Source organism: Sorangiineae bacterium MSr12523 (genome assembly GCA_037157775.1).
In the GTDB taxonomy this organism is placed as follows: domain Bacteria; phylum Myxococcota_A; class Polyangia; order Polyangiales; family Polyangiaceae; genus Pendulispora; species Pendulispora brunnea.
In genome coordinates this window covers 12,401,749-12,422,460 of the sequence record CP089982.1, presented here as the reverse complement: position 1 = coordinate 12,422,460, position 20,712 = coordinate 12,401,749, and the positions used below count along the sequence as shown (strand labels likewise).

General features: G+C 65.3%; 19 protein-coding genes. 7 read left to right on the top strand and 12 right to left on the bottom strand.

Annotated elements, in window-relative coordinates:
- Window positions 1-39: 39 nt before the first annotated feature.
- The gene (locus LZC95_49100) at window positions 40-924 is read left to right on the top strand and encodes a hypothetical protein (GenBank protein WXA94392.1); all 885 of its coding nucleotides are present in this window, start codon (window positions 40-42) and stop codon (window positions 922-924) included.
- Here the strand turns inward: LZC95_49100 and LZC95_49095 are convergent.
- The 7 genes from LZC95_49095 to LZC95_49065 all read right to left on the bottom strand — a co-directional run bounded on the left by LZC95_49095 (window position 906) and on the right by LZC95_49065 (window position 9,422).
- Window positions 906-1,307, bottom strand: coding sequence for a DoxX family protein (locus tag LZC95_49095; GenBank protein ID WXA94391.1), 402 nt, complete (start codon window positions 1,305-1,307; stop codon window positions 906-908). The two genes, LZC95_49100 and LZC95_49095, sit on opposite strands and share 19 nt — an antisense overlap.
- On the bottom strand, window positions 1,304-3,553 hold the full coding sequence (locus LZC95_49090; GenBank protein ID WXA94390.1) for a glutamine--tRNA ligase/YqeY domain fusion protein: 2,250 nt from the start codon (window positions 3,551-3,553) through the stop codon (window positions 1,304-1,306). The genes LZC95_49095 and LZC95_49090 overlap by 4 nt, the downstream gene beginning before the upstream one ends.
- Before the next feature lie 43 nt (window positions 3,554-3,596).
- On the bottom strand, window positions 3,597-4,565 hold the full coding sequence (locus LZC95_49085; GenBank protein ID WXA94389.1) for an SPFH domain-containing protein: 969 nt from the start codon (window positions 4,563-4,565) through the stop codon (window positions 3,597-3,599).
- On the bottom strand, window positions 4,565-5,470 hold the full coding sequence (locus LZC95_49080) for an SPFH/Band 7/PHB domain protein (protein ID WXA94388.1): 906 nt from the start codon (window positions 5,468-5,470) through the stop codon (window positions 4,565-4,567). Before LZC95_49080 ends, LZC95_49085 begins: the two co-directional genes overlap by 1 nt.
- Before the next feature lie 21 nt (window positions 5,471-5,491).
- Window positions 5,492-7,567: a hypothetical protein gene (locus LZC95_49075; GenBank protein ID WXA94387.1), complete on the bottom strand. Its 2,076-nt coding sequence runs from the start codon at window positions 7,565-7,567 to the stop codon at window positions 5,492-5,494.
- A 163-nt stretch (window positions 7,568-7,730) separates the two neighbouring features.
- Window positions 7,731-8,126: a hypothetical protein gene (locus LZC95_49070; protein WXA94386.1), complete on the bottom strand. Its 396-nt coding sequence runs from the start codon at window positions 8,124-8,126 to the stop codon at window positions 7,731-7,733.
- Between the two features lie 126 nt (window positions 8,127-8,252).
- Window positions 8,253-9,422 carry an acyl-CoA dehydrogenase family protein gene (locus LZC95_49065; protein ID WXA94385.1) on the bottom strand — a complete coding sequence of 390 codons (1,170 nt, stop codon included), beginning with the start codon at window positions 9,420-9,422 and terminating at the stop codon, window positions 8,253-8,255.
- Window positions 9,423-9,506: 84 nt separating this feature from the next.
- Here LZC95_49065 and LZC95_49060 point away from each other — a divergent pair, with 84 nt between their 5' ends.
- Window positions 9,507-10,490 carry an NAD-dependent epimerase/dehydratase family protein gene (locus LZC95_49060; protein ID WXA94384.1) on the top strand — a complete coding sequence of 328 codons (984 nt, stop codon included), beginning with the start codon at window positions 9,507-9,509 and terminating at the stop codon, window positions 10,488-10,490.
- Between the two features lie 201 nt (window positions 10,491-10,691).
- Here the strand turns inward: LZC95_49060 and LZC95_49055 are convergent, their stop codons facing one another.
- Window positions 10,692-11,621, bottom strand: a complete 930-nt coding sequence (locus LZC95_49055; protein ID WXA94383.1) for a LysR family transcriptional regulator — start codon at window positions 11,619-11,621, stop codon at window positions 10,692-10,694.
- Between the two features lie 53 nt (window positions 11,622-11,674).
- Between LZC95_49055 and LZC95_49050 the strand changes: the two genes are divergently transcribed.
- The gene (locus LZC95_49050; protein WXA94382.1) at window positions 11,675-12,643 is read left to right on the top strand and encodes an NAD-dependent epimerase/dehydratase family protein; all 969 of its coding nucleotides are present in this window, start codon (window positions 11,675-11,677) and stop codon (window positions 12,641-12,643) included.
- Here LZC95_49050 and LZC95_49045 read toward each other — a convergent pair.
- Both LZC95_49045 and LZC95_49040 read right to left on the bottom strand, forming a co-directional pair.
- On the bottom strand, window positions 12,596-13,426 hold the full coding sequence (locus LZC95_49045; GenBank protein ID WXA94381.1) for a response regulator: 831 nt from the start codon (window positions 13,424-13,426) through the stop codon (window positions 12,596-12,598). The two genes, LZC95_49050 and LZC95_49045, sit on opposite strands and share 48 nt — an antisense overlap.
- Before the next feature lie 33 nt (window positions 13,427-13,459).
- Complete coding sequence (locus LZC95_49040; GenBank protein ID WXA94380.1) at window positions 13,460-13,888, bottom strand: SCP2 sterol-binding domain-containing protein; 429 nt, start codon at window positions 13,886-13,888, stop codon at window positions 13,460-13,462.
- 39 nt (window positions 13,889-13,927) lie between these two features.
- Between LZC95_49040 and LZC95_49035 the strand changes: the two genes are divergently transcribed.
- Together LZC95_49035 and LZC95_49030 are read left to right on the top strand one after the other, a co-directional pair.
- The gene (locus LZC95_49035; GenBank protein WXA94379.1) at window positions 13,928-15,343 is read left to right on the top strand and encodes a GAF domain-containing protein; all 1,416 of its coding nucleotides are present in this window, start codon (window positions 13,928-13,930) and stop codon (window positions 15,341-15,343) included.
- Between the two features lie 49 nt (window positions 15,344-15,392).
- Window positions 15,393-16,019: a hypothetical protein gene (locus LZC95_49030; protein WXA94378.1), complete on the top strand. Its 627-nt coding sequence runs from the start codon at window positions 15,393-15,395 to the stop codon at window positions 16,017-16,019.
- On the opposite strand, the gene LZC95_49025 is transcribed toward LZC95_49030, so the two are convergent.
- A complete protein-coding gene (locus tag LZC95_49025; GenBank protein WXA94377.1) occupies window positions 15,985-16,629 on the bottom strand; it encodes a TetR family transcriptional regulator in 645 nt (214 codons plus the stop codon). The two genes, LZC95_49030 and LZC95_49025, sit on opposite strands and share 35 nt — an antisense overlap.
- An 86-nt stretch (window positions 16,630-16,715) precedes the next feature.
- Between LZC95_49025 and LZC95_49020 the strand changes: the two genes are divergently transcribed.
- Window positions 16,716-17,060: a hypothetical protein gene (locus LZC95_49020; GenBank protein ID WXA94376.1), complete on the top strand. Its 345-nt coding sequence runs from the start codon at window positions 16,716-16,718 to the stop codon at window positions 17,058-17,060.
- Between the two features lie 18 nt (window positions 17,061-17,078).
- Here the strand turns inward: LZC95_49020 and LZC95_49015 are convergent, their stop codons facing one another.
- Window positions 17,079-19,526: a TonB family protein gene (locus tag LZC95_49015; GenBank protein ID WXA94375.1), complete on the bottom strand. Its 2,448-nt coding sequence runs from the start codon at window positions 19,524-19,526 to the stop codon at window positions 17,079-17,081.
- Window positions 19,527-19,552: 26 nt separating this feature from the next.
- On the opposite strand from LZC95_49015, the gene LZC95_49010 reads away from it, so the two are divergent.
- Window positions 19,553-20,704 carry an FAD:protein FMN transferase gene (locus tag LZC95_49010; GenBank protein ID WXA94374.1) on the top strand — a complete coding sequence of 384 codons (1,152 nt, stop codon included), beginning with the start codon at window positions 19,553-19,555 and terminating at the stop codon, window positions 20,702-20,704.
- Window positions 20,705-20,712 lie beyond the last annotated feature (8 nt).

The following is a 20,712-nucleotide window of genomic DNA, read 5'->3' as shown; positions in this document are numbered from 1 at the left end:
CATTCGCGTGTCTTCCGTATGGGTGGGAAGGAGCCCTTCATGATGCGGATTCTCACGGCGTTTTGTGCGTGCCTGCTCGCGTGCGGCGAGGAGCCGAAGCGGGTCGTTCTCGACGGCGAGCCGGAGCTGGCCTTCCCCAACGTGGTCACCACGGAGAATTCCGAGGTGAAACTGACCTTCAGCCCCGACGGCCAACGTATGCTCTGGGGTAGCACGGACCGCACCGGCGGCCCCGGCGCCTGGGACATTTGGGAAATCGTGCGCACGCCGGGCGGCTGGTCGCCGCCGCACCTGGTCTCGTTCAATGCACCGCAAAACGACTTCGATCCGTCGTTCGCGCCGGATGGCTCCGGCGTTTACTTCTTTTCGAACCGGCCCGGCGGCTTGGGCGGAGACGATGTGTACTTCGTGCCCGTTCGCGAGGGCGCCTACGGCGAGGCCGTGAACCTCGGCCCCAACGTCAACTCGACGGGCGACGAGTGGGGCCCGGTCCTTTCACCCGATGGCGAGCGTCTGGTGTTCGCCTCCGATGGCCGGGGCGGAAAGGGAAAGCACGATTTGTTCGTCTCGGTCCGGAGCGACACGTCCTCACAGGCGTGGGCCGTGGCCGAGAACCTGGGCCCGGCCATCAATTCGGAGCTCGATGACTTCGATGCGGCGTTTCTCTATGACGGCCGCACCTTGGTGTTCGCCTCCGAGCGACGCGGCGCGGACCAAGTGGATCTGCACGTGAGCTCGCCTGTCCGCGGGCGCTACCCCGAGCCCACGTGGCTGGGCAATACCATCAATTCGACGGAAACATGGGACTTCGGGGCGGCCGTGAATCCGCGCGAGCCGGGGGTGTTGTACTTCAATTCGTACAGACCACCCCACGTGCTCGGCCGCGGAGACATTTACCGCGTGCGCTATCGGCTCGAACGGTAAGCGTCGAGGCTGAAGGGGCCGGGACCGCGGCATGCCAAATAGAGGAATGCAAAGCAGTACACGACGGCCAATTCGCCTTTGTTCACCACCGGGAAAAAGGCGGCGCCGAATTGGAATTTCCAATGGAATTGCAAATAGGCCACGGCCATCTGCCCGCTGGCAATGAAGGCGGCCCACGAGGTGAAGAGGCCAAAGGCAATGAGCAGCCCGCTCGTGAATTCGATTACGCCGCCCACGCCCATTTGCGAAGCCACGGGCACGGCTTGCGCCCCGAGAATGCCAAAAAGCTTTTGCATTCCGTGAATGGAAAACATGAGCCCCAACACGACGCGCATCGCGGTGAATGCGCGCTCGCCGTGGGGCGCGAGCCATCCCTGGATCATGAGGCGCCTCCTGCGAGTTTGCTCTTCAGGATGTCCGTGACGAGCTTCGGATTGGCCCGGCCGCCGGTGGCCTTGATGGTCAACCCCACGAGCGCGCCGAGCACGTTGGCGTTGCCCGCGCGGTAACGCGCCACCGCATCGGCATTCGCCGCCAGCACCATGTCCACCGCCGACTCGACCTGTCCGCGGTCACCGATCTGCCGCAGGCCCCGCTTTTCGACGATGGCGCGCGGCGTTCCTTCGCCCTCGAACATGGCGCCGAGCACGTCCTTCGCGAGCTTCGTCGAGAGCGTCCCATCGTCGATGAGCGCGAGCAACTCCGCCACCGCCGCACCGTCGAACGGCGGCACCTCGAGCCCGCGCGCCCGAATCTCCCCGAGCACGTCGTTGGTCAGCAGCGACAACGCCGCCTTCTCTTTGGCGCCGGCCTTCACCGCCGCTTCGTAGATCGGTTTCAGCTCGGGCACGGCATCGATGGTCACGGCTGCCTGGGGTGCCTGTTGCGCAGGTGCCGCCGCCGCAGCCGGCTTCCGCGCCGGCTTGGGTGCAGGCGCCGCCGCAGGCTTCGCCGCCTTGGCCCACGAGTCCTTGAGCGACACGGTTCGATTGAACACCAACGCGCCCGCCTTCGAATCGAGGTCCACGTAAAAGAACCCCAATCGCTCGAACTGGAAACGATCGCCCACCGCCGCCGTCGCCAAGCTGGGCTCCACCTTGGCCGTCACCGTCGTGAGCGACTGCGGGTTCAAGTCCGTCTTGAAGTCCGCCCCCGACGCACCGGGAACCTCCACCGCGAACAGCCGATCGTACAGCCGCACCTCGGCATCCACCGCGTGCGCCGCGCTGACCCACTGGATCGTGCCGTCGATCTTCTTGCCCTTCGGCGCCATCCCGCCCCGGGTCGCCGGATCGTAGGTGCACACGAGCTCCGTCACCTCGCCCGCCGCATCCTTGAGCACCTGCGTGCACGTCACGATGTAGCCATGCCGCAACCGCACCGAACGACCTGGCGCCAGCCGGTAAAAGTCCTTCGGCGGGTTCTCCATGAAGTCATCGCGGTCGATGTACAGCTGCCCCGAGAAGGGGATCTTGCGCGACCCTTCCTTGGGCACATCGTGCGGCCAGTACGGACCGTCGAGCTCCTCCACCTCGCCCGCGGGCCAGTTCTCGATGGTCACCTTCAGCGGCCGCAGCACCGCCAGCACGCGCGGCGAGCGCGTGTTCAAATCCTCGCGCACCGTGTGCTCGAGCAGGGCCACGTCGACCGTGCTCAAATTGCGGGCGACGCCCACGCGCTGGCAGAAGTCGCGAATCGCCTCGGGCGTGTAGCCGCGGCGGCGCATGCCCGCGAGCGTCGGCATGCGCGGATCGTCCCACCCGTGCACGTGCCCCTCGTTCACGAGCTGCAGCAGCTTGCGCTTGCTCATCACCGTGTAATTCAAATTGAGCCGCGCAAACTCTGTCTGCTTCGGCACCCAGGGCACCTCGGTGGCCTGAACGACCCAGTCGTACAGCTCGCGCGCGCTCTCGAATTCCAGCGTGCAAATCGAGTGCGTGATGCGCTCGATCGAGTCGGACAGACAGTGCGCGAAGTCGTAGAGCGGGTAGATGCACCATGCGTCGCCCGTGCGGTAATGGTGCGCGTGCTTGATGCGGTAGAGCGGCGGGTCGCGCATCTTCATGTTGGGCGACGTCATGTCGATCTTGCCGCGCAGGGTGCACGAACCCTCGGGAAACTCGCCTTTGCGCATGCGCCGGAACCGATCGAGGTTCTCCTCGACGGTGCGGTTGCGGTACGGGCTCTCCTTGCCCGGCTGCCCCACGGTGCCGCGGTACTCGGCCATCTGATCCTCGGACAGATCGCACACGTAGGCGCGCCCGAGCGTGATGAGCTTCTCGGCCAGCTCGTAGAGCTTCTCGTAATAGTCCGAGGCGTAGAACATGTTCTCGCCCCAGTCGAACCCGAGCCAGCGCACGTCGCGCTGAATGGCCGCCACGTACTCCGGATCTTCCGTCGTGGGGTTCGTGTCATCCATGCGCAGGTGGCACACGCCGTTGAAGTCCTGCGCGATCCCGAAGTTCAAGCAGATCGACTTGGCGTGCCCGATGTGCAGGTAGCCGTTCGGCTCCGGCGGAAAGCGGGTGGCCACGCGGCCGCCGTATTTGTTCACCTGCTGGTCGGCCGCCACCTTCTCACGAATGAAGTCGGTCGGTTTGGCGGGCGGGGGTGACGGATCTGCGGACATGGCTATTCCTGTACCACAGCGCAGGCCACCCGAGCCCGCCGGCTTATTCGCCGTCCCCGTCGAATCCGCTGGCACGGTCTGCGTGCGCCTGGAGCGCGGTCCCGCCCCCGCCGAGAATCGGAATGGCGCCGGATGAGGGGCAGCCTCCCTCGACGGGGCTCGCAAGCACGGCCGCATCGGCGGCCCGGATCTCCGACTCGGCAAACCCCTTGAACGCCGTCAGACGCGATGGGTTCACCAGCGACAGCTCGTAGAGCGCCTCGTAGGCGGCGAAAAGCTCGGGATTCTTCTTCAGATCGGCATAGGCCCGCCCCACCGCCGCCGGGTACTGCGCCTTGGCGTCGGCCAGGAGCTCGGCCACCCGCGCGCTGGTCTGCGCTTCACACAGTGCCACGCGCTGTTGGACCTCCTCTTCCACGAAGGCCTTGGCCCGCTCGAGGCGCGCCGCAATCCTGTGAACGACCTGCTGCGACACCTCCGGGAGGAGGCTGACGTTGCGGACGAGGGCCAGCTCGATGCCGATCCCCCACCGCTGCGTTTCGGCCTCCAGCTCGCGCCGCAGCCGCTCGTTGAGCTCGGTGCGGTCGCACAAAATCTCGTTGAATGCGCGGTTGCCGAAAATGGAGATCACGGCGTGCGACACCGCGTTGTCGAGCGACCGATCCCAATCGGCCACGTCGAAGGTCGCCTTCACCGGATCGACGACGCGAAATTCGAGGAAGATGTCCACCAGCACGGTGGTGCCGCGGGCATCGTTCACGCGAATGTTCGTGATGTTTCGGAAGTCGCGCCGCAGCGACACCGGAATCACCTTCACGTGCGGCAGCATGCGATCGAGCACCCAGTGCCAACCCGGGCGGGCGAGCACACCGGCCAATTTGCCGAAACGGGTGACCAGCGCCACCTCTTCGTTCTCCACTTCGACACGAAGGGCGCGCAGGAGCGCCCCCAGCGCCGGAAGCAAACCGAATCCCATGGCTGCACCGACGGCGAGCATCCACGTGTCGTTCATCACGGGCTCCTCAGGAAATAGGACTTGGACTGGGAAAGCACCTCGGCCCGGCGCCGCTGTACGTAGAGCCCGAGCGTCTTGTTCTGACGAAGCTCGTCCAAGTACGTGGCCAAGGTCCGGATCTCGCGTTCGGCGGCAAGTGCGCGGGCTTTGGCGATTTCGACACCGCGTTCGGCGGCGAGGATCTGCCGTTCGCAGTCGGCCTCCGCGCTGGCGTATGCTTCGTCCGCCTCGGCGTTGGCGCGCATCACGGCGTTCAGGGCTTCTACGAGCTCGTCGGGTGGGAAGATATCGGTCAGCTCGACGGCGTTGAATTGCACGCCGTACCGTTCGCCCACCTGCTCGCGGCAGAAGCCTTCGATGCGGCGATTGAGCTCGTGGCGTTCGCGCCGGATGAGCGCGTACGAGCCGGCGTCGTTCTCCCGCTGGATCTTCTCGATGCCCTCCGGACACGAGCTCACCGAAACGCGCGGCATCGAATCGCGGCCGGCCTTGCCGAAGTTGGCAATCTCGTTGCGGAGCAGGCACGTGAACAACTCCGTGATGTGCTCGAGCGGCGCCTTCAGCCCGAAGAGGAACGCGTGCAGCTGCTCTTTCGCGGGGGCAAACCGAAGGATGGCGTCGACGCGAAGCACGGTGCCGTCCTCCGCCATGGCCATGCGGCCGCCGCCTTCACCGGACAAGTCGAGGTTCTGCTCCATCGTGGCGACGCGGTGGACCTTTTGCCATGGCCACTTGAAGTGCAGGCCTGGCGGGTAAAGCTTCAGCGTTTTTCCATCCTCGGTGACCGCCGCCCCGAAGGTCGTCAACACGCCGAGGTAGCCCTCGTCGATCCGGAAAAATGAGCGCGCCACCATGAGCAACAGGTACGCCGCCATCCCCATCATCAGTCCGTATGCCAGCATAGCCGTCTCCATTCACATCGTTCAGAACCGTCCCTTGGTGCGCGCCGGAGGAAACCACCCCGCCTCGGCGGAGTCGTCGAGCCGTCGCACGTGCGAAATGAGGCGGCGACGCGCGGTTGCCGGCGCGCTCGAACGCCCGCCTTGGCGCACGTAGGCCTCAGCGAGACCGCGGTTGACCTCGACGACGTCCTCGTTGAAGGCGTGCTGCGCTTCGCTCACGGGTGGGAGCGCGGCCGCTTTTTCCGCATTGTCCACGATGGTGCCATGGGGGACGAAACGCCCCTCGGGGAGTTCCACGCCGACGACCACGGCGCCGATGCCGATGAAACAGTGGGGGCCGATGATGGAGTCGTGCACCACAGCTTTGAACCCGATGAAGGTGTGGTCGCCCACGAAACACGGCCCGTGGACGAGCGCGTCGTGTGCAATCGAGACGCTCTTGCCCACGTACACCGCCCAGTCGTCGCCTTTGACCCGCACGAACTTGTCCTTCAGGGCATGGATGACGACACCGTCCTGGATGTTCGTGTTGGCGCCGATGAAGAAGGGCGCCCCTTCATCCGCGCGCACCGAGCTGCCCGCGGCAACGTGCACGTGCTCCTCCATCACGATGCGGCCGATGACGTTGGCCTGCTTGTGGACGTAGCTGCTCTTCGCACGCCGCACCTGGGCGCGGATGTTCGAAAGCCATTTTTGAAACTCCGGCCCGCGCTCGCTCTCGTGCACGTACGTGAAGGCCGGCTTCGGCGGTCCGACGACGGCGCGCAGGTTCGGATCGTGACGAGCGGCGATCTTGCCCGATTCGATGCGCTCGTCTCTGCGGAGGTAGTGATCGAGCCAGGCGACGAGCAATCCCGCCACGAGGCCCATCATCAGGTGCCCGCTCACGGTTCCGGCCGCGGTGAGCCCGAAGGCAACGACTTGCATCCTTTTGGCGCGCGCCAGGTGGATGAACGTGCCGACCTCGATGAGGCGCACGCCCACCACGCAGAGGAGGCCGGCCAGCGCGGCCAGCGGAATGCGCGCGATGTGCGGGCTCAGATAGAGCACGCACGCGGCGAGCACCAGCGCGTGCACCATCGAGGAAAGGCGCGTCCTGGCACCGCTCTGCACATTGACACCCGAGCGCACGATGACGCCGGTCACCGGCATGCCCGACATCATGCCCACGGTAAGGTTGGCCACGCCCTGCCCGAAGAGTTCCAGGTTGGGGTTGTGCGGCGTCTTGGCCTGGGCCATGCGGTCCACCGCGCGGGCCGACAGCAGCGACTCGACCCCGGCGAGCAGCGCCAACGGGGTGGCCTTGAGGAGAAGATCGAGCCACCGGTCTTCTTCGAGGGCCGGAAACGACGGCTTCGGAAAGACCGAGGGGATCGTGCCCACGCGCTCGATGTCCCAGTTGTCGTAGACCGAGACGAAGGTCACCACCGCGATGCCCACGAGCGCCGCGGGGAATCGCTTGAAGCGCGCCGAGGTCGTCACCAGGAACGCCACGAAGAGGCCGGATACCGCGGCCATCCACGAGACATCGTGAAGCCACTCGGGCCGGTGCATCATCTGGGCAATCTCGACGACCTTGTAATTGAAGCCGAGTAGCTCGGGGAGCTGCGCGTCGAGCAGCTTGATGCCGACGCCGGTGGTGAACCCGGCCAGCACGGCCTCCGGCACGAACCCCGCGAGCTTGCCCGCCCGCAACGCGGAGAGCGAGAGCAGCACGATGCCCGTGAAAACGGTTGCCATGGCAACGCCGGCCGGACCGAACTCGGTCGCGAGGCCCAGGACCATCATGCTCAGCGCAGCAGCCGGCCCGGTGACTTGCAACGTGGCCCCGCCGAGCGCGCCCGCGATCAAACCGCCCAGCGATCCTGCGATGAGGCCCGCGATGGGCGGCAGCCCGCTCACGACGGCGAGGGCGAGATTCAGTGGCAGGGCAACGGCCGCAACGGTGATGCCGGAGAGCAGATCGGTGCCGAGCGATTTGCCTCGGAGGACGTCCTTCCACGTGGACGCCCAATCCGAAAACATCTTTTTCGTTTCACGGGCCATCGCGTGATGGCCGTGATCGCTGCCCCCGTAACCGCTTTTGGCTGAACGCATACCAACTGCCCCCCTTTTTTGCAGATGGATATGGGTGTTTGCACCGCAGACGTACCCGGGTCCATGCCCTTGCCCGAACGGCACAGGGAGGAGCCATCCGTGCACGGACATGGGCACGGAAACGCTTACGGCGTACTACCGCTAAACGTGATTCTCGGTTTTCTCAGGCTCGTGGAGGTGGAGACGCTGTTTCGTCGACGGGGTCCTTTACGGGCCGGACGAAATCAGGTCGGTCCCAAGCCACCAAACGGCCCAATCGTGCCGAAAGCTCCACGAGCCTCTGCTCGGCGCCCGGCACGGGATCGTCTTCGCGTTCTTCTTCTTCTTCGACCATCGCCGGGACGGCCATGGCGGCATCCGCCGCGTCGCCCTCGCCCTCGGCCGGAACATCGACGACCGGATCGGCATTCGCGGTATTCGCGACATTCACGACTGGCCCTGCCGACGTCCAAACCGCCCCCGCCATGGCCAACGCCCCTGCGGAACTCGACGCGCAAAAGGCCAACGCCAGCAGCGCGCAAAGGTAGGCAAACCAGGCAGGTCGTCGAGAATGGTTCACGGCGATCGCCATAACAATGGCCTGTGGGCTAACTTGATTCCAGCTTTTTATCGGATCACGCAGAAAAAAGTTTCGCCCCGAAACGCGGCCTGTTCGTCGTCGGAACGAGGCGACTCGAAATGAGGGTCAGAGCCCCATCAATTTCGCCACGTAGTAGCGCAACGTCTCGGTGGTGCCGCCGCCGATACGAAACAAGCGCTGGTCGCGCCACGCGCGCGCAATCTCGTATTCTTCGATGTAGCCGGCGCCGCCGTAAAATTGCAACGACTGGTCGGCGATTTCGGTCAGCACGTCGCCGACGAAAATTTTGGCCATCGAGATGGTGCGAACCGTGTCGAAGCTGACCTGCGTCTTGTTGACGTACTTGTCCTCGTTGTACGCCTCCGCGCCCTTGTACGAGAGCGCACGTGCGGCCTCCAGCTTCGCCGACAAATCGACGAACTTGTGCTGCCAGTACTCGCGCTTGATGATCGGTTTGCCGAAAGCCTTGCGGTCGCGTCCGTAAGCGATGGCCGCATCCATCGTCAGTTGCATTCCGGCTACGGCGCTGGTGCACGCGATGATGCGCTCCGACTGGAAGTTCTGCATCAAGTACATGAACCCGCTGTTCTCTTCGCCAAGCAGGTAGCGCTTGGGAACGCGCATGTCCTCGAAACTGAGCTCCGCGGTGTCGCTGGAGTGATTGCCAATCTTCTTCAGCTTTTTCGAAACCGAGTATCCCTTCGTGTTCGTGGGGACCAGGAAGAAGCTGCAACCGTGGGCGCCTTGATCGGGCGCGGTCTTCACCAGCAAGGTGACGAAGTCGGCGCGGGTGCCGTTGGTGATGAAGGTCTTGGCGCCGTTGATGATGTAGTCGTCGCCGTCCTTCTTGGCCCACGTCTGGATGCCCGCCACGTCGCTCCCCGCGTTGGGTTCCGACACGCCCAGCGCGACGATCTTTTCGCCGGCGAGCGCAGGGCGCAGAAATTCGTCGATTTGCTCTTTGGTGCCCAAGTCGGCAATGACCGGTGTGGCCATATCGCCCTGGACGAGAAGGCCCATGGTGACGCCGCCCAAGCGGGAGTGCGTGAGCTCCTCGCTCTTGGCCACCGCGAACCAGTAATCGCCGCCCAAGCCTCCGACCTCCTCCGGGTAGTGCGCGGCGAAGATCCCGAGTTCGCCGGCGCGCTTGAACACTTCGTTGGGGAAATTCTCGGCGCGCTCCCACTCTTCGGCAAACGGTGCGAGCTCCTTCTGAGCGAATTGGCGCACGGTTTTACGGAAGTGCTCGTGTTCTTCGCGGAAGGGGCTGGGCATGGTTGGGCTCTCCTGTGTACGCGAAACATTCGTACACGAAATAATTCGCGATGCAAGGGCGGCAGTCGGTGATACGACCGTCGCATGGGAACCGTAGCGGTCACGGGGGCGACGGGATTCATTGGAAGCGCCGTGGTGCGTCATCTGCTCGAGGCAAAGCGCGACGTGCGCGCCATCGTGGAGCCGGGGGCGAACACGAAGAACCTCGATGGGTTGAACGTCGAGCGCATCTCCTGCGATGTCACCGATGCGAAGCGCATGCAGAAGGCGCTTTCAGGGTGCGAGTCGCTCTATCACTTGGCGGCCATCTACCGCATCTGGATGGAGGACCCGACGCCCATCTGGCGCGTGAACGTGGAGGGCACGTCGGCCACGCTTCTCGCTGCGAAAAACGCGGGCGTGCGCCGCGTGGTGTACACGAGCTCCATCGCGGCCGTGGGCCTGGTCGACGGCGGTGAGGCCGACGAGACATGCCGGTTCAATTTGTTCGACGGCAACGACTACATCATGACCAAATGGCTGAGCGAGCGCGTGGCCCTCAGCTTCGCCGAAGCAGGCCTGTCGCTGGTGGTCGTCAATCCCGCCTTCCCCTTCGGCCCGCGCGACATCGGGCCGACGCCCACGGGCAAGATCATTCTTTCGATGCTGCGCGGGGAATTCCCTGCCATTCCACCGGGTGGAATTTGCTCCATCGATGTCGACGATTGCGCAATGGGCCACTTGCTCGCCGAAGAAAAAGGCCGCACCGGCGAGCGCTACATACTGGGAAACGAGAACGTCACCTTGAAGGAGCTTTATGCCTTGGTGGCCAAAGTCGCCGGCATAAAGCCCCCACGCATCCAAGTGCCCGCCGCCGTCGCCATCGGCGTAGCCCTCGGCATGGAACTATGGGCCGACCGCATATCGCACAAAGAGCCAAATGCCACCTACCGCGCCACGCGATATGCCATGAAAAATGCCTTCTTCAATTGCCAAAAGGCAAAAACCGAATTGAACCTCCCCACCCGCCCCCTCGAAGAAAGCGTCCGCCGCGCCATCGACTGGTTCCGCACCGAGGGTGTCGTATGAAAAGAAAGAAAGATTGAACAGGGAGAGGGGGAGGCGGGGAGGGATACGGCACAAATCCCACCGCGCACCGAGGCTGGTTTGGGTTTTCACTTGGCTCACGAAGCCAACTGAAAACCTAAAAAAGCCTTGGCACGCGGTGGGATTCGCGTTGTTTCCCTCCCCGCCTCCCCCCCTCCCTGTTCAATCCCCTTCTTCTAGCCGCTATTCGGGTTGGGCGAGGCGGCGCATTTCTTCGTTGAGGAAGGTCCATACGGCGGCGATGCGGGGGACGTCGCGCAGGGCGCGGTGGCCGACAAGCCAGAGATCGTCCGTGGGCCACGCCTCGGCGGATGGTGCGAGGGACTCGTCGTAGAGCACGGGGCGCAGGACGCGCGTGGGCATGTAGGGCACCGGGACGAGGGCCACGCCCAGGCCCGATTCGGCGGCGACCAGCTGCGACGTGAACTGGCTCGTGCGCAATGCGATGCGGGCCTTGGGTGCGTGCTGCGCCAGCCAACGGGCCGGCGGAAAGCTCGCGAGATCGCGATCCCAGGCGATCCACGGCGCGTCGTTCCACGAGGCGAGCCGACCGAGACGCTTCACCAGCGCGGGCGCCGCAGCAGCGACCCACCCTGCGGTGCAGATCTTCGTAACCACGAGCTCCGCCCCGTGCGGGCGCGTGGAACGCAGCGCGAGATCCGCCTCGTGCCGCGTGAGATCGAGCGGGCGCACCGAAGCGTCCAGCTCGATGTCGATCTTCGGGTGCTTCGCGCGCAGCCGCACCAACGCGGGCGCGACGAAGGCGTCGGCCATGCCCGGGGCAGCACTGAGGCGCACCACCCCCTCCGCCTCGGCCTCGAGATCCGACGCATCGCGGGTGAGCCGGCCGTGCGCCGCCTCCATGGCCTCGGCGGCGGAGAGCACTCTTTCGGCCCCGCGCGCGGGCACCAGCCCTTCGCGCGTGCGCTCGAAAAGGCGCACGCCCAACGCCTCCTCGAGGGCCGTAAGGCGCCGGCTCACCGTGCTCGTATCGAGATCGAGGCGCGTGGCCGCCGCCCCGAGGCTTCGATGGCGATACGCCGAGAGAAAGATGCGAACGTCCTCCCAGCGCGGATCGTGCCATTGCGCACGGTCTTGCTTTTTTGCGCCCATAGTTTGCAACGATGCGCGTTGTCTTGCTTCATCGCAAGAACCACCGTCGAGGCATGAGCAACGACGTTCACGTCATCCTCGGCGCCGGCCAAATTGGTTCCCGCCTGGCCGAAGTCCTCCTCGCCAAAGGCCACCGCGTGCGCCTCGTGCGCAAAGGGCCGGCGCGCACCACGCGGCCGAACCTCGAGTACCTGTCGGGCGACATCACGGATCTCGGCTTTGCCGAGCGCGCCGCGCGGAATGCCGCCGTGGTTTACGACTGCATGAACCCGCCCTACCACATGTGGCCGGAGCTACTTCTTCCCATTGCCCGCGGGGCGCTGCATGGCGCGGAGAAAGCGGGGGCGAAGCTCGTGGCGCTCGATTGTCTTTACATGTACGGCCGCCCCGTCGGCGCCATGCACGAAGACTCCGTAATCGCGCCATGCAGTAAGAAAGGCGCCCTTCGCGTCCGCCTCGCCGAGCTTCGCATGGAGGCGCACCGCCAGGGCCGCGTGCCCGTGGCCGTCGGGCGCGCCAGCGACTTCTTCGGGTCGGACCTCCCCTATTCGCTCTGGAACCCCCGCTTTTTCGAGCGCGTCTTCGCGGGCAGGGCCGCCGAGTGCATGGGCGATCCCGACATGCTCCACGCCTACACGTATGCGCCCGACATCGCGCGCGCCCTCGCCACCTTGGGCGAACGCGACGAGGCCATGGGCCGCATCTGGATCCTTCCCACCCACGCCGCCGAGAGCACGCGGGCACTCGTCCAGCGCCTCGGACGCGCGCTCCATCTCGATGGCATCCAGGTGACGCGGGTGCCCAAGTGGCTCGTGCGCGCAATGGGCGTGTTCAACCCCTTCATGCGCGAGGTCGTCGAGATGATGTACCAGTGGGAGGTCCCCTTCACGGTGGACGACTCCCGCTTCCGCGAGACCTTCGGCTACGGCCCCACGCCCCTCGACGAGGCCGTGGCCGAGGTCGCAAGCTGGGCGTTAACGCGTCGCGCGAGCTTTGCCCCGAGCCGGAGCCTTCTTGCCTGACGCCTTTGCCCCCGCGCCCGCTTTGGGGGGCGCAACGACCTTGGGAGCTTTGGAAGGCTTGGGGGGAGCCTTGCGATGCGAGGCGCCGTTCTTCTTGGCCGCACCGTTCTTCACGGCTTTCGCGGCTTTTGCGGCGATCTTCTTGGGGGCCGTCGCCTTCTTCTTCGGCGCGGCCTTCTTCACCGCCGCCTTTTTCGGAGCCGCCTTCTTCGGCGCGGCTTTCTGCGCGACCACCTTCTTCGGCGTCACCTTCTTCGGTGCGGGCTTTTTGGCGGCCTTCTTTTTCGCCTTCGGGGCTGTCTTCTTCTTGGCGGCGGCCTTGGCGATGCGGGCGGGGCGGGCGGCACCGGCGACGCCGTTGAGCGGCGGGCGCGAGATGCCTTCACGCTGAGCTTCGCGCGCTTCGAGGGCGATGCGCACCTTGTCGTCGAGTTCACCGAAGTCGAACGGCTTGTCGATGTACGCGTCGGCCCCGTAGAGCGGGCTCGTGAGCTGGTTCAAGTTTTCACCGATGCCGGTGAGCATCAACACGCCGGTGTGCGCGAGCGCGACTTCCTCGCGGATCTTGCGACAGACCTCCCAGCCGCTCATGCCGGGCATCATCACATCGAGCACCACCAGATCGGGCAGGTGCTCCTGGGCGAGGGACCATGCTTGCTCACCGTCGGAGGCCTCGATGACCTCGATGGAGGGGTCTTTCATGGTCCGGAGATGACGTGCAACCAACTCGAGCATCGACGGCTCGTCGTCGGCAACGAGGACCAGGGGCGTCTGTACGGTCATGGGGCGCATTTTCGGGCCTGGTCCGTAAAAAGGTCAAGCCTCGTCGCGGAACTTCGTCGGTACCTTGGCGGTCGAGTTCACGAGCTCACGGGAGGAGTGAACGTACTTGACGATGGTCGGCATGTGCCCCTTCGTCAGCTTCAGTTTGAACTGCATCATCGCCTTGATGGGGTCGATCTCGCCCTTGATGACTTCTTTCCACCGGGCATAGGGCGCAACGATGACGAACGACGCCTTTTCAGCCTCCTCGCGCGAAACGAGGCGGCAATCGCGACACTCGCCCCCGTGCACGTCGAGCCACATGCCGATGTCCTCCGGGATGCCGAGCGAAGGTTCCGCGGTCACGACCATCGCCACGACGCCATGCGTCCAATCCTTGCCGTGGATCTTGTAGTTCGGGTTGGAATTGATCGCGTCCTTGTAAGCGCGGGTCCATGCATCGGAAGGGAAGTCGTTGGCCATGAGGGTTCTCAGGCTACACTGAAACCAGAGCTTTCCGCCATGTCCGCCTCCACGCCTCCGCCGCCGCGCACGCCTGTCGACCTCCCCATCACCCCCAAGGTCTACGAGCGCGGCAACAAACGTCTCGATGGCGTGCTCGACTTCGTCGCGTTCACCGCCCGGCCCATGCCGCTGGTGACGTTGCTCGACGAAGCCCCGCGCCGCATCGTGCAGATCCTCGGCTGCGACGTCTGCTCGCTCTACCTCGTCGAGGGCGAAAACAAGCTCGTCATGCGCGGCAACGTCGGCTTCTCGCGCACCGCGCTGGGGCAGATCCGGCTCAATGTCGGCGAGGGCATCACCGGCCAGGCCGTCGAGTACCTGCGCCCGATCATCTCCACCCACGCCGAGACGCATGCATCGTACAAGCATTTCCCCGGCCTCGAGGAGGAGCGCTTCCCCGTCTTTCTGGCGGTGCCCATCCTGGGCAAGCAAGGGCCGGTGGGCGCCATCGCGGTGCAGCGCGAAGCGATCCCCTTCTCCGATCCCGACGTCGAGTTGCTCAGCGTGCTCGGCGCGCTCATTTCTGCGGGGATCCGCCACGCGGAGCTGATCGACTCGCAGCGCGAACGCAGCACGGTGACGCGGCGCGCGGGTGGGGGCACGCGCAAGGTCACCTTGCCCGGGCGCCCGCTGGTGCCGGGAAAGGCGCTCGGGGCCATCACCGCTCCGCGCCGGCCGACGCAGCGGTTGAGCGCCCATCACTTGAACGAGCGCACCACGACCATCGAGCAGGACGTGCGTCTGCTCAAAGTGGCGTTCGACGTCGCCGAGAAGGCCATTTTGGCGCTGAACGAACGCGCGAAGGGCATCTCCGTGGGCAAGGAAGGCGCGTTCCTCTCGACCTACGTCGAGATCCTCGGCGACATGCGTTTCCGCGAGCTCGCGCTCGAGATCACCGAGTCCGGCGTGGGCATTCCCGCGGCACTCGGCCGCGTCGCCCGCGAGGCCACGCGCACCGCGGCCACCATCACGCGCGATCCCTTCCTCGAGGAGCGCGCACGCGACGTCGAGGATCTGTGCGACGCCTTGAGCATGCTGGCGGCGTCGGACAAGCGCGCCGAGCTTCCGTCCAAGGCGGTGCTCGTCGGAGACGGCCTCAGCGTGTTCGATCTGCTCATCTCCGCCAGGGCGCAGCCGTGCGGCATCGCCTTGAGCGAGCGCGCCACCAGCCCGCGCACCCGCATCCTGCTCGAGCTGCTCGGCGTCCCCGCCATCGTCGATGTGCAGGGACTCTTCCGCTGGTCGTCCGATGGCGACATCGCCCTCATCGATGCCGATCACGGCCTGATGGTCATCAATCCGTCGAAGAGCGAGATCGCCACCATCCGCCATGCGCGAAACCAAGGTGGAACGGGACCGCAGTCGGGAGCGGCCCCGCAATCGGGTCCTGGGGCGGGACCGGGGGATCGCTGAAGCCCCCAAGGAGATCCGGTGCTATCGTGTCTCTTTCGGAGTGCTCTCTGTGACCTCCCCGTCGCATCCCGACAGCGAACACCAAAGCCTACCCTCTGCTGAACCAGGCGACGACAGAGACAGCATCACGGAGGTGCGCGGGACCGTTGCGCGCTTCGAGATGTCGTACAGCCTCAGCCCGACGGACCGGCTTACATTCGGGCCTCCGCTGCGCATGCGCATTCCATCGTTCATCTACCTGGGCATCGCCCTGGTGGCGCTCGCGATGGTGTTCGTCGCCTACGCGTCGCCCTCCAATTCGCGCCTGTACGTGTGGCTCGTCGAGGGGGACAAAACGCGGCCGCTCAGCTCCATCGCGTTTGCACTCATCCTCGTGGCGAGCGCCGTGGGCACGGTCATCCGCGCCCACATGCGCGGCGTCGTCGTTCGGCGCGATGGGCTCGAGGCGCGCTACCTCATGGCCATGGGCATCCCGCGCGTCCGCCAGTGGAGCTGGGCGCAGATCAGCCGCCTCATTTTGGACGAGAAGCACGTGATGCTCGAGCTCTGGGACAACCACTACGAGCGCCTGCCCGAGGTGGCCGCCCCCGCGGAGCTCGGGGAGCTGCTCGAGCGGCTTGGCGCCGCACACGGCATCCAGATCACCCGTCTGTCCGCGAACAAGCCCGCGCTTTGATGTAGAGCGAAAACATTTCGGCAGCTGCCTTCGCCCAGCGCTCGGTCTCGTGGCGTGCGAGCCTTCGATCGGAGACCCTCTCCGCGAGGGCTTCCGTCGTGGTGCTGATGAAGTCCGCGATGAAGACGATGTCCGATTCACTCGCCTCCGGTAAGGCATAACGGAAGAATGCGATGGCGCGCTGTTGGCCGCGCTCGCGCTCGGCGATGGCCTCCGGCGAATCACGGAAGGGGGCGCCGGCCTCGCTCATGGCCTTGCGCAGATCACCCTCGGCTTCGTTGGCGCGAAACACTGCGGAAACAGAAGCCGCCACCTTCTGCTCGAGTGTCGCGTTCGGATCGACGAGGATCTCCTGGACGCGATCCACCGTTTCGCCCCACGAAGCCTGCTGAAGTCGGAAGAAGAGCGACTCCCGATTGGGGAAGTATTGATAGAGCGATCCCACGCTCACCCCTGCCACTTCGGCAAGGCGGACCATGGTGAATCTTTCGACTCCGTCCGACTGCAAAACGCGAATGGCTGCTTCGAGAATGTCCGCCACCATCTGCTCGGATCGAGCCTGGCGAGGCTCCCGACGCGGAGAAATGACGGGCTTTTTACGAATTGTCACCGATTACCTCGCCCTCGGGGGTCGGCGTTTTGAAACGCGAATCACCAACGTAATGTTTGTTCCGTATTCTGCCTCACTAAGCGGCAATGAGCACACGACAATCCGAAATGCTGGCCGCCGAGGCCTGCTCCGCGTTGGAGGAAGCCATTACGGTGCTCGCGGATCTTGTCCTATCGGACGGTGGAGATCCAACGGACGCCTTCGATTCGACCTCGCCTCTCCATGACGCGAGCCACGCCGAGCGAATCGAGGCGCTTTTATCCATTGCCGCCGCGCAGCTCGCGAAAGTTACGGGCTCGTGCGAAGGCGCCGTGCTCGACCGTCGTCATGTGATGCGCATGCTCTCCGAAATGGTTGGCACCTTGCTTTTGGCGCGCACGGTCTCCGGCGTGCACCCGGGGTTGGCCGACGAAATTCTCCAGGCGAACTAGTCGCATATTGACGCGACGTCAGAACGCCCCCTCGATGCCGATGCTCGGCACCGCCACGGGGCCGACCTCCTGGCGTTGGCACTTGTCCAACCACGCCGTAGGAATCCGCTCCAAGGACATGCCGGGGCGCGGCGGCGGAGTCCCGAGCGAGGTGGTGCAGTCGAGGCCCACGGTCTCCTTGTTGAGGGTCACGTTGAGGCCTTCCAAGACGAACGAGATACGGCCCGACTTGCCCATGGGCCACGTTTTCTCGAGCCGCACGTCGAAGCGGTAGTACGACGGGAGCCTCTCGTTGTTGAACGGGGGAACCGCGAAACCGTAATACTGTTGCGAATACGGCTTACCGGAATAGAAATAGAAGCGGCCGCCGAAGCGCCAACCCTTTCCGAGATCGTAGGCGCCCATCACGTTGAGCACGTGCGTGCGGTCGAATTCACCGAGGATCGTCGCCGGCGACGAAGGAAAGAGCGGCCGCCCGCGCGAGGCCGACGAGTTGGGATCCGTATCGCGTGTGGTGCGCGAAAGGGTGTACGAGAGCCAGCCGGTGATGCGCTTGGTGAGCGAGCGCTTCACGAGGATTTCGAACCCGTACGAGCGGCCGCGCACGCGCCGGCCCACGCAGGAGCGCGGCGACGAAGGATCGATCGAGTCTTCGTTGAGATCGCTCCCGCGGATGCAGGTGGCCGTCGCATCGGTCATGTCGAGAAAGTTGTTCAAGAAGACGCTGCCCGTGGCGGTGAAGTCCCAAGGCAGCGCAAGCTCGAAGCCTTGGCTGGTCTGCACCGAGGTTTGCAAGCCGTCCCCGAGCTTCGCGAGGCCGGCACCCGGAATGGGAACCACGAGGCTCGGGGCCTGGTGCGCGATGCCGAAGGTCGACACCCAGGTGACCTTGGGCGAGAGGGTCACGCGCAGGGCGAGCCTCGGGTCGACGCCCAACTCGCGCGCGGCCGGCTCGTACAATGCCGGGGTGCGATCGATGCGCTGCGAGGTGAAAAGGTCCGCGCGAAGGCCGGTCACGAGCTCGACCCGCGGGGCCATGCGCCAGGTGGCATCGACATACGCGCCCACGGTGATGTCATTGCGCGGCGCATAGAGCGTGCTGACGCTGGTGCCCGAGGTGTTGCGGTTGCCGCGTTGATCGAGCACGTCGAAGTGCTCGAAAAAGAAGTCCGCACCGAGGCGCATGCGCAGATCCTCGGTGAGGCGCTTCTCGAGCTCCGTGCGAACGCCGAGCATTTGGCTGGTGACATCGCCGTCATCGGCGCCCGATTTGTCGGTGCCCAAGGTGACGGCCATGCGCCAGTTGCCGCCGTGATCGAGGCGGTGGTCGAAGCGCAGATCCAACCGGTGAAACATGGTCGCGAAGAGCTGCTCGGTGCGCTTTTCGCCGTCATCCTGCACTTTGGCATCGGCCAGGTAGTCGTAGCTACCGAACGTGAAGACGCTGACCATGTTGCGGTCGTCGAACCTCCACGCGGCGCGGGCTTGGTAATCCCAATATTGGAGGCGCGTGTCCGGCGCAAAAAGCGGAAGGACGAGGCCCGGGTAGCCGTAACGCCCGCCGGCCAGCACCGTGCCCTTGCCATCGGCGAACGGCGTCTCGATGAGCGCACCCGCATCGAGCAGGCGCAGGTTCCAATCGGTGTGAAAATAATCCGCGGGCGGACGTGTGTATCCTGCAAGGATACCGCCGGCGAAACGACCGAACGGTGCCGGGTAGCCGCCGGCGTAGAAGTCCACGCGATCGACCAAGGCGGGATGGATGACGCTGGGGCCCGCTGCCAAATGAAAGAGGAGCGGCACGCGGATGCCATCGAGGAAGTAGCCCGTGTTGCCGGGGGGCGCGCCGCGCACGAAGAAGAAGGGCAGCCCGCTGAAGACGGGTGTGACACCGGGCATGGCCTCCATCATGCGGAAGGCATCGCCGAAGGCGCCGGGCATCTGCCGGACCTCACCGCCGCCGACGCTGAGTTTCGAGGCCTCCGGGCGCGATCCGCGCACCTCGACATCTTGCGTGGGCGCTGCAGGTGGGGCGGGCTTGCCCGTGGTTGCGACGGGAGCGGGAGCGGGAGCGGGAGCGGGAGCGGGTGGGGGCGGCTCGGGCGGGTGAAACTCGATGCGCATGCGAATGCGCGCGGCCACGTCCACATCGCCGCGCCGTGCGGGGATGAAACGCCAGGCCATGGCTGCTTGGCTCGCCGCGCTCGCAAACGGCTCCGTGCCCTCGACGGCCTTGGCCTCCTCCACGGAGCCCGAGGCGCCAATGCGGAGCTCCAAAATGACCACCGCGTCGCCTTGGGCGCCCTCGGGATAGGGCACCGTCTCGGGGCTGGTGATCTTCGGGGGAGTAAGCGCAGGTGGGTCCGGAGCGTTCGACTGCGCCGCCGCGTACGACGTCCATGAAATGATCAGCGCCAGCGCGATCCAGAACGTGCGCGCGGCGTTGGAGAGCGTCGAAGATGACAAGCGGCAACCGTGGTACGAGAAGCTGGATGATTCCTGTGCGGAGCCTATCCGTTGCTGGCCTGTTGGGCATCGCTCTTTTGGGCGCGGAGCTCTTGGGCTGCCACGATCGCGCCAACTCGCCCGCCCCGCCGCCGCGCGCCACGGAGGCCGTTACCGACCGTGCCCCGTCGCCGGAAGAGAGTGCCGCACCTGCGTTCGCTCCAGAAAAGGTGACCGGCGAAGGCCGCGCGATGGGCACGCACCTGGCCTACGCCGCCTACACGACGCAGAAGGTCGATGCGGACGCCACACGACGCGCCTTCGACGCGGCGACGAAGGAGATCCAGCGGCTCGAGTCCCTCATGACGACGTGGCGACCCGACAGCGATCTCTCCCGCGTGAACGCCGCCGCCGGACAGAAGAGTGAGAGCGCGGTCCAAGTCGATCCGGAGACGTTCGCGGTCGTCAAAGAGGCCGTGCACACGAGCGAGATTTCGGAGGGCACGTTCGACATCACGTTCGAGAGCCTGCACGGGCTGTGGAAATTCGACGAGGACCTCGATCCGCACCCGCCCACGGACGCACAGATCAAGGCGAAGCTGCCGCTGGTCAATTACCGACACGTTCACCTCGACGACCGCGCGCGGACGATTGCGCTGGACACGAAGGGCGTGCGTATAAGCCTCGGCGGCATCGCCAAAGGGTATGCGGTCGACCGTGCTGCCAAGGTGCTCGAGGACGCGGGGCTGACATCGTTCTATGTACAAGCCGGGGGCGATCTCTATGCCCGCGGCCTGAAGCCCGATGGAAGCGAATGGTCCGCGGGCGTGCGCGATCCGCGCGGGCCGTCGGGTTCGTATTTTGCGCTATTGCCGCTGAGCGACCATGCCTTCAGCACCGCCGGCGACTACGAGCGCGCGTACCTGATTGGGAACAAGCGTTATCACCACATCATCGATCCGCGGACGGGCCGCCCGGCCACGGCGTGCCGCAGTGTCACGATTTGGGCGAAGACGGCGTTCTTGGCCGATTCGATCGACGATGCGGTGTTCATTTTGGGACCCGAGAAGGGCATGAAGCTCGTCGAGTCCCTCGATGGGGTGGGCGCCGTCATCATCGACGCCAAGAACAATTTGTGGATCTCGAAGCGCCTCGAGGGAAAGCTGAAGATCACGAAGCCGCCGACGGATGGCCCGTAGGTAGAGGC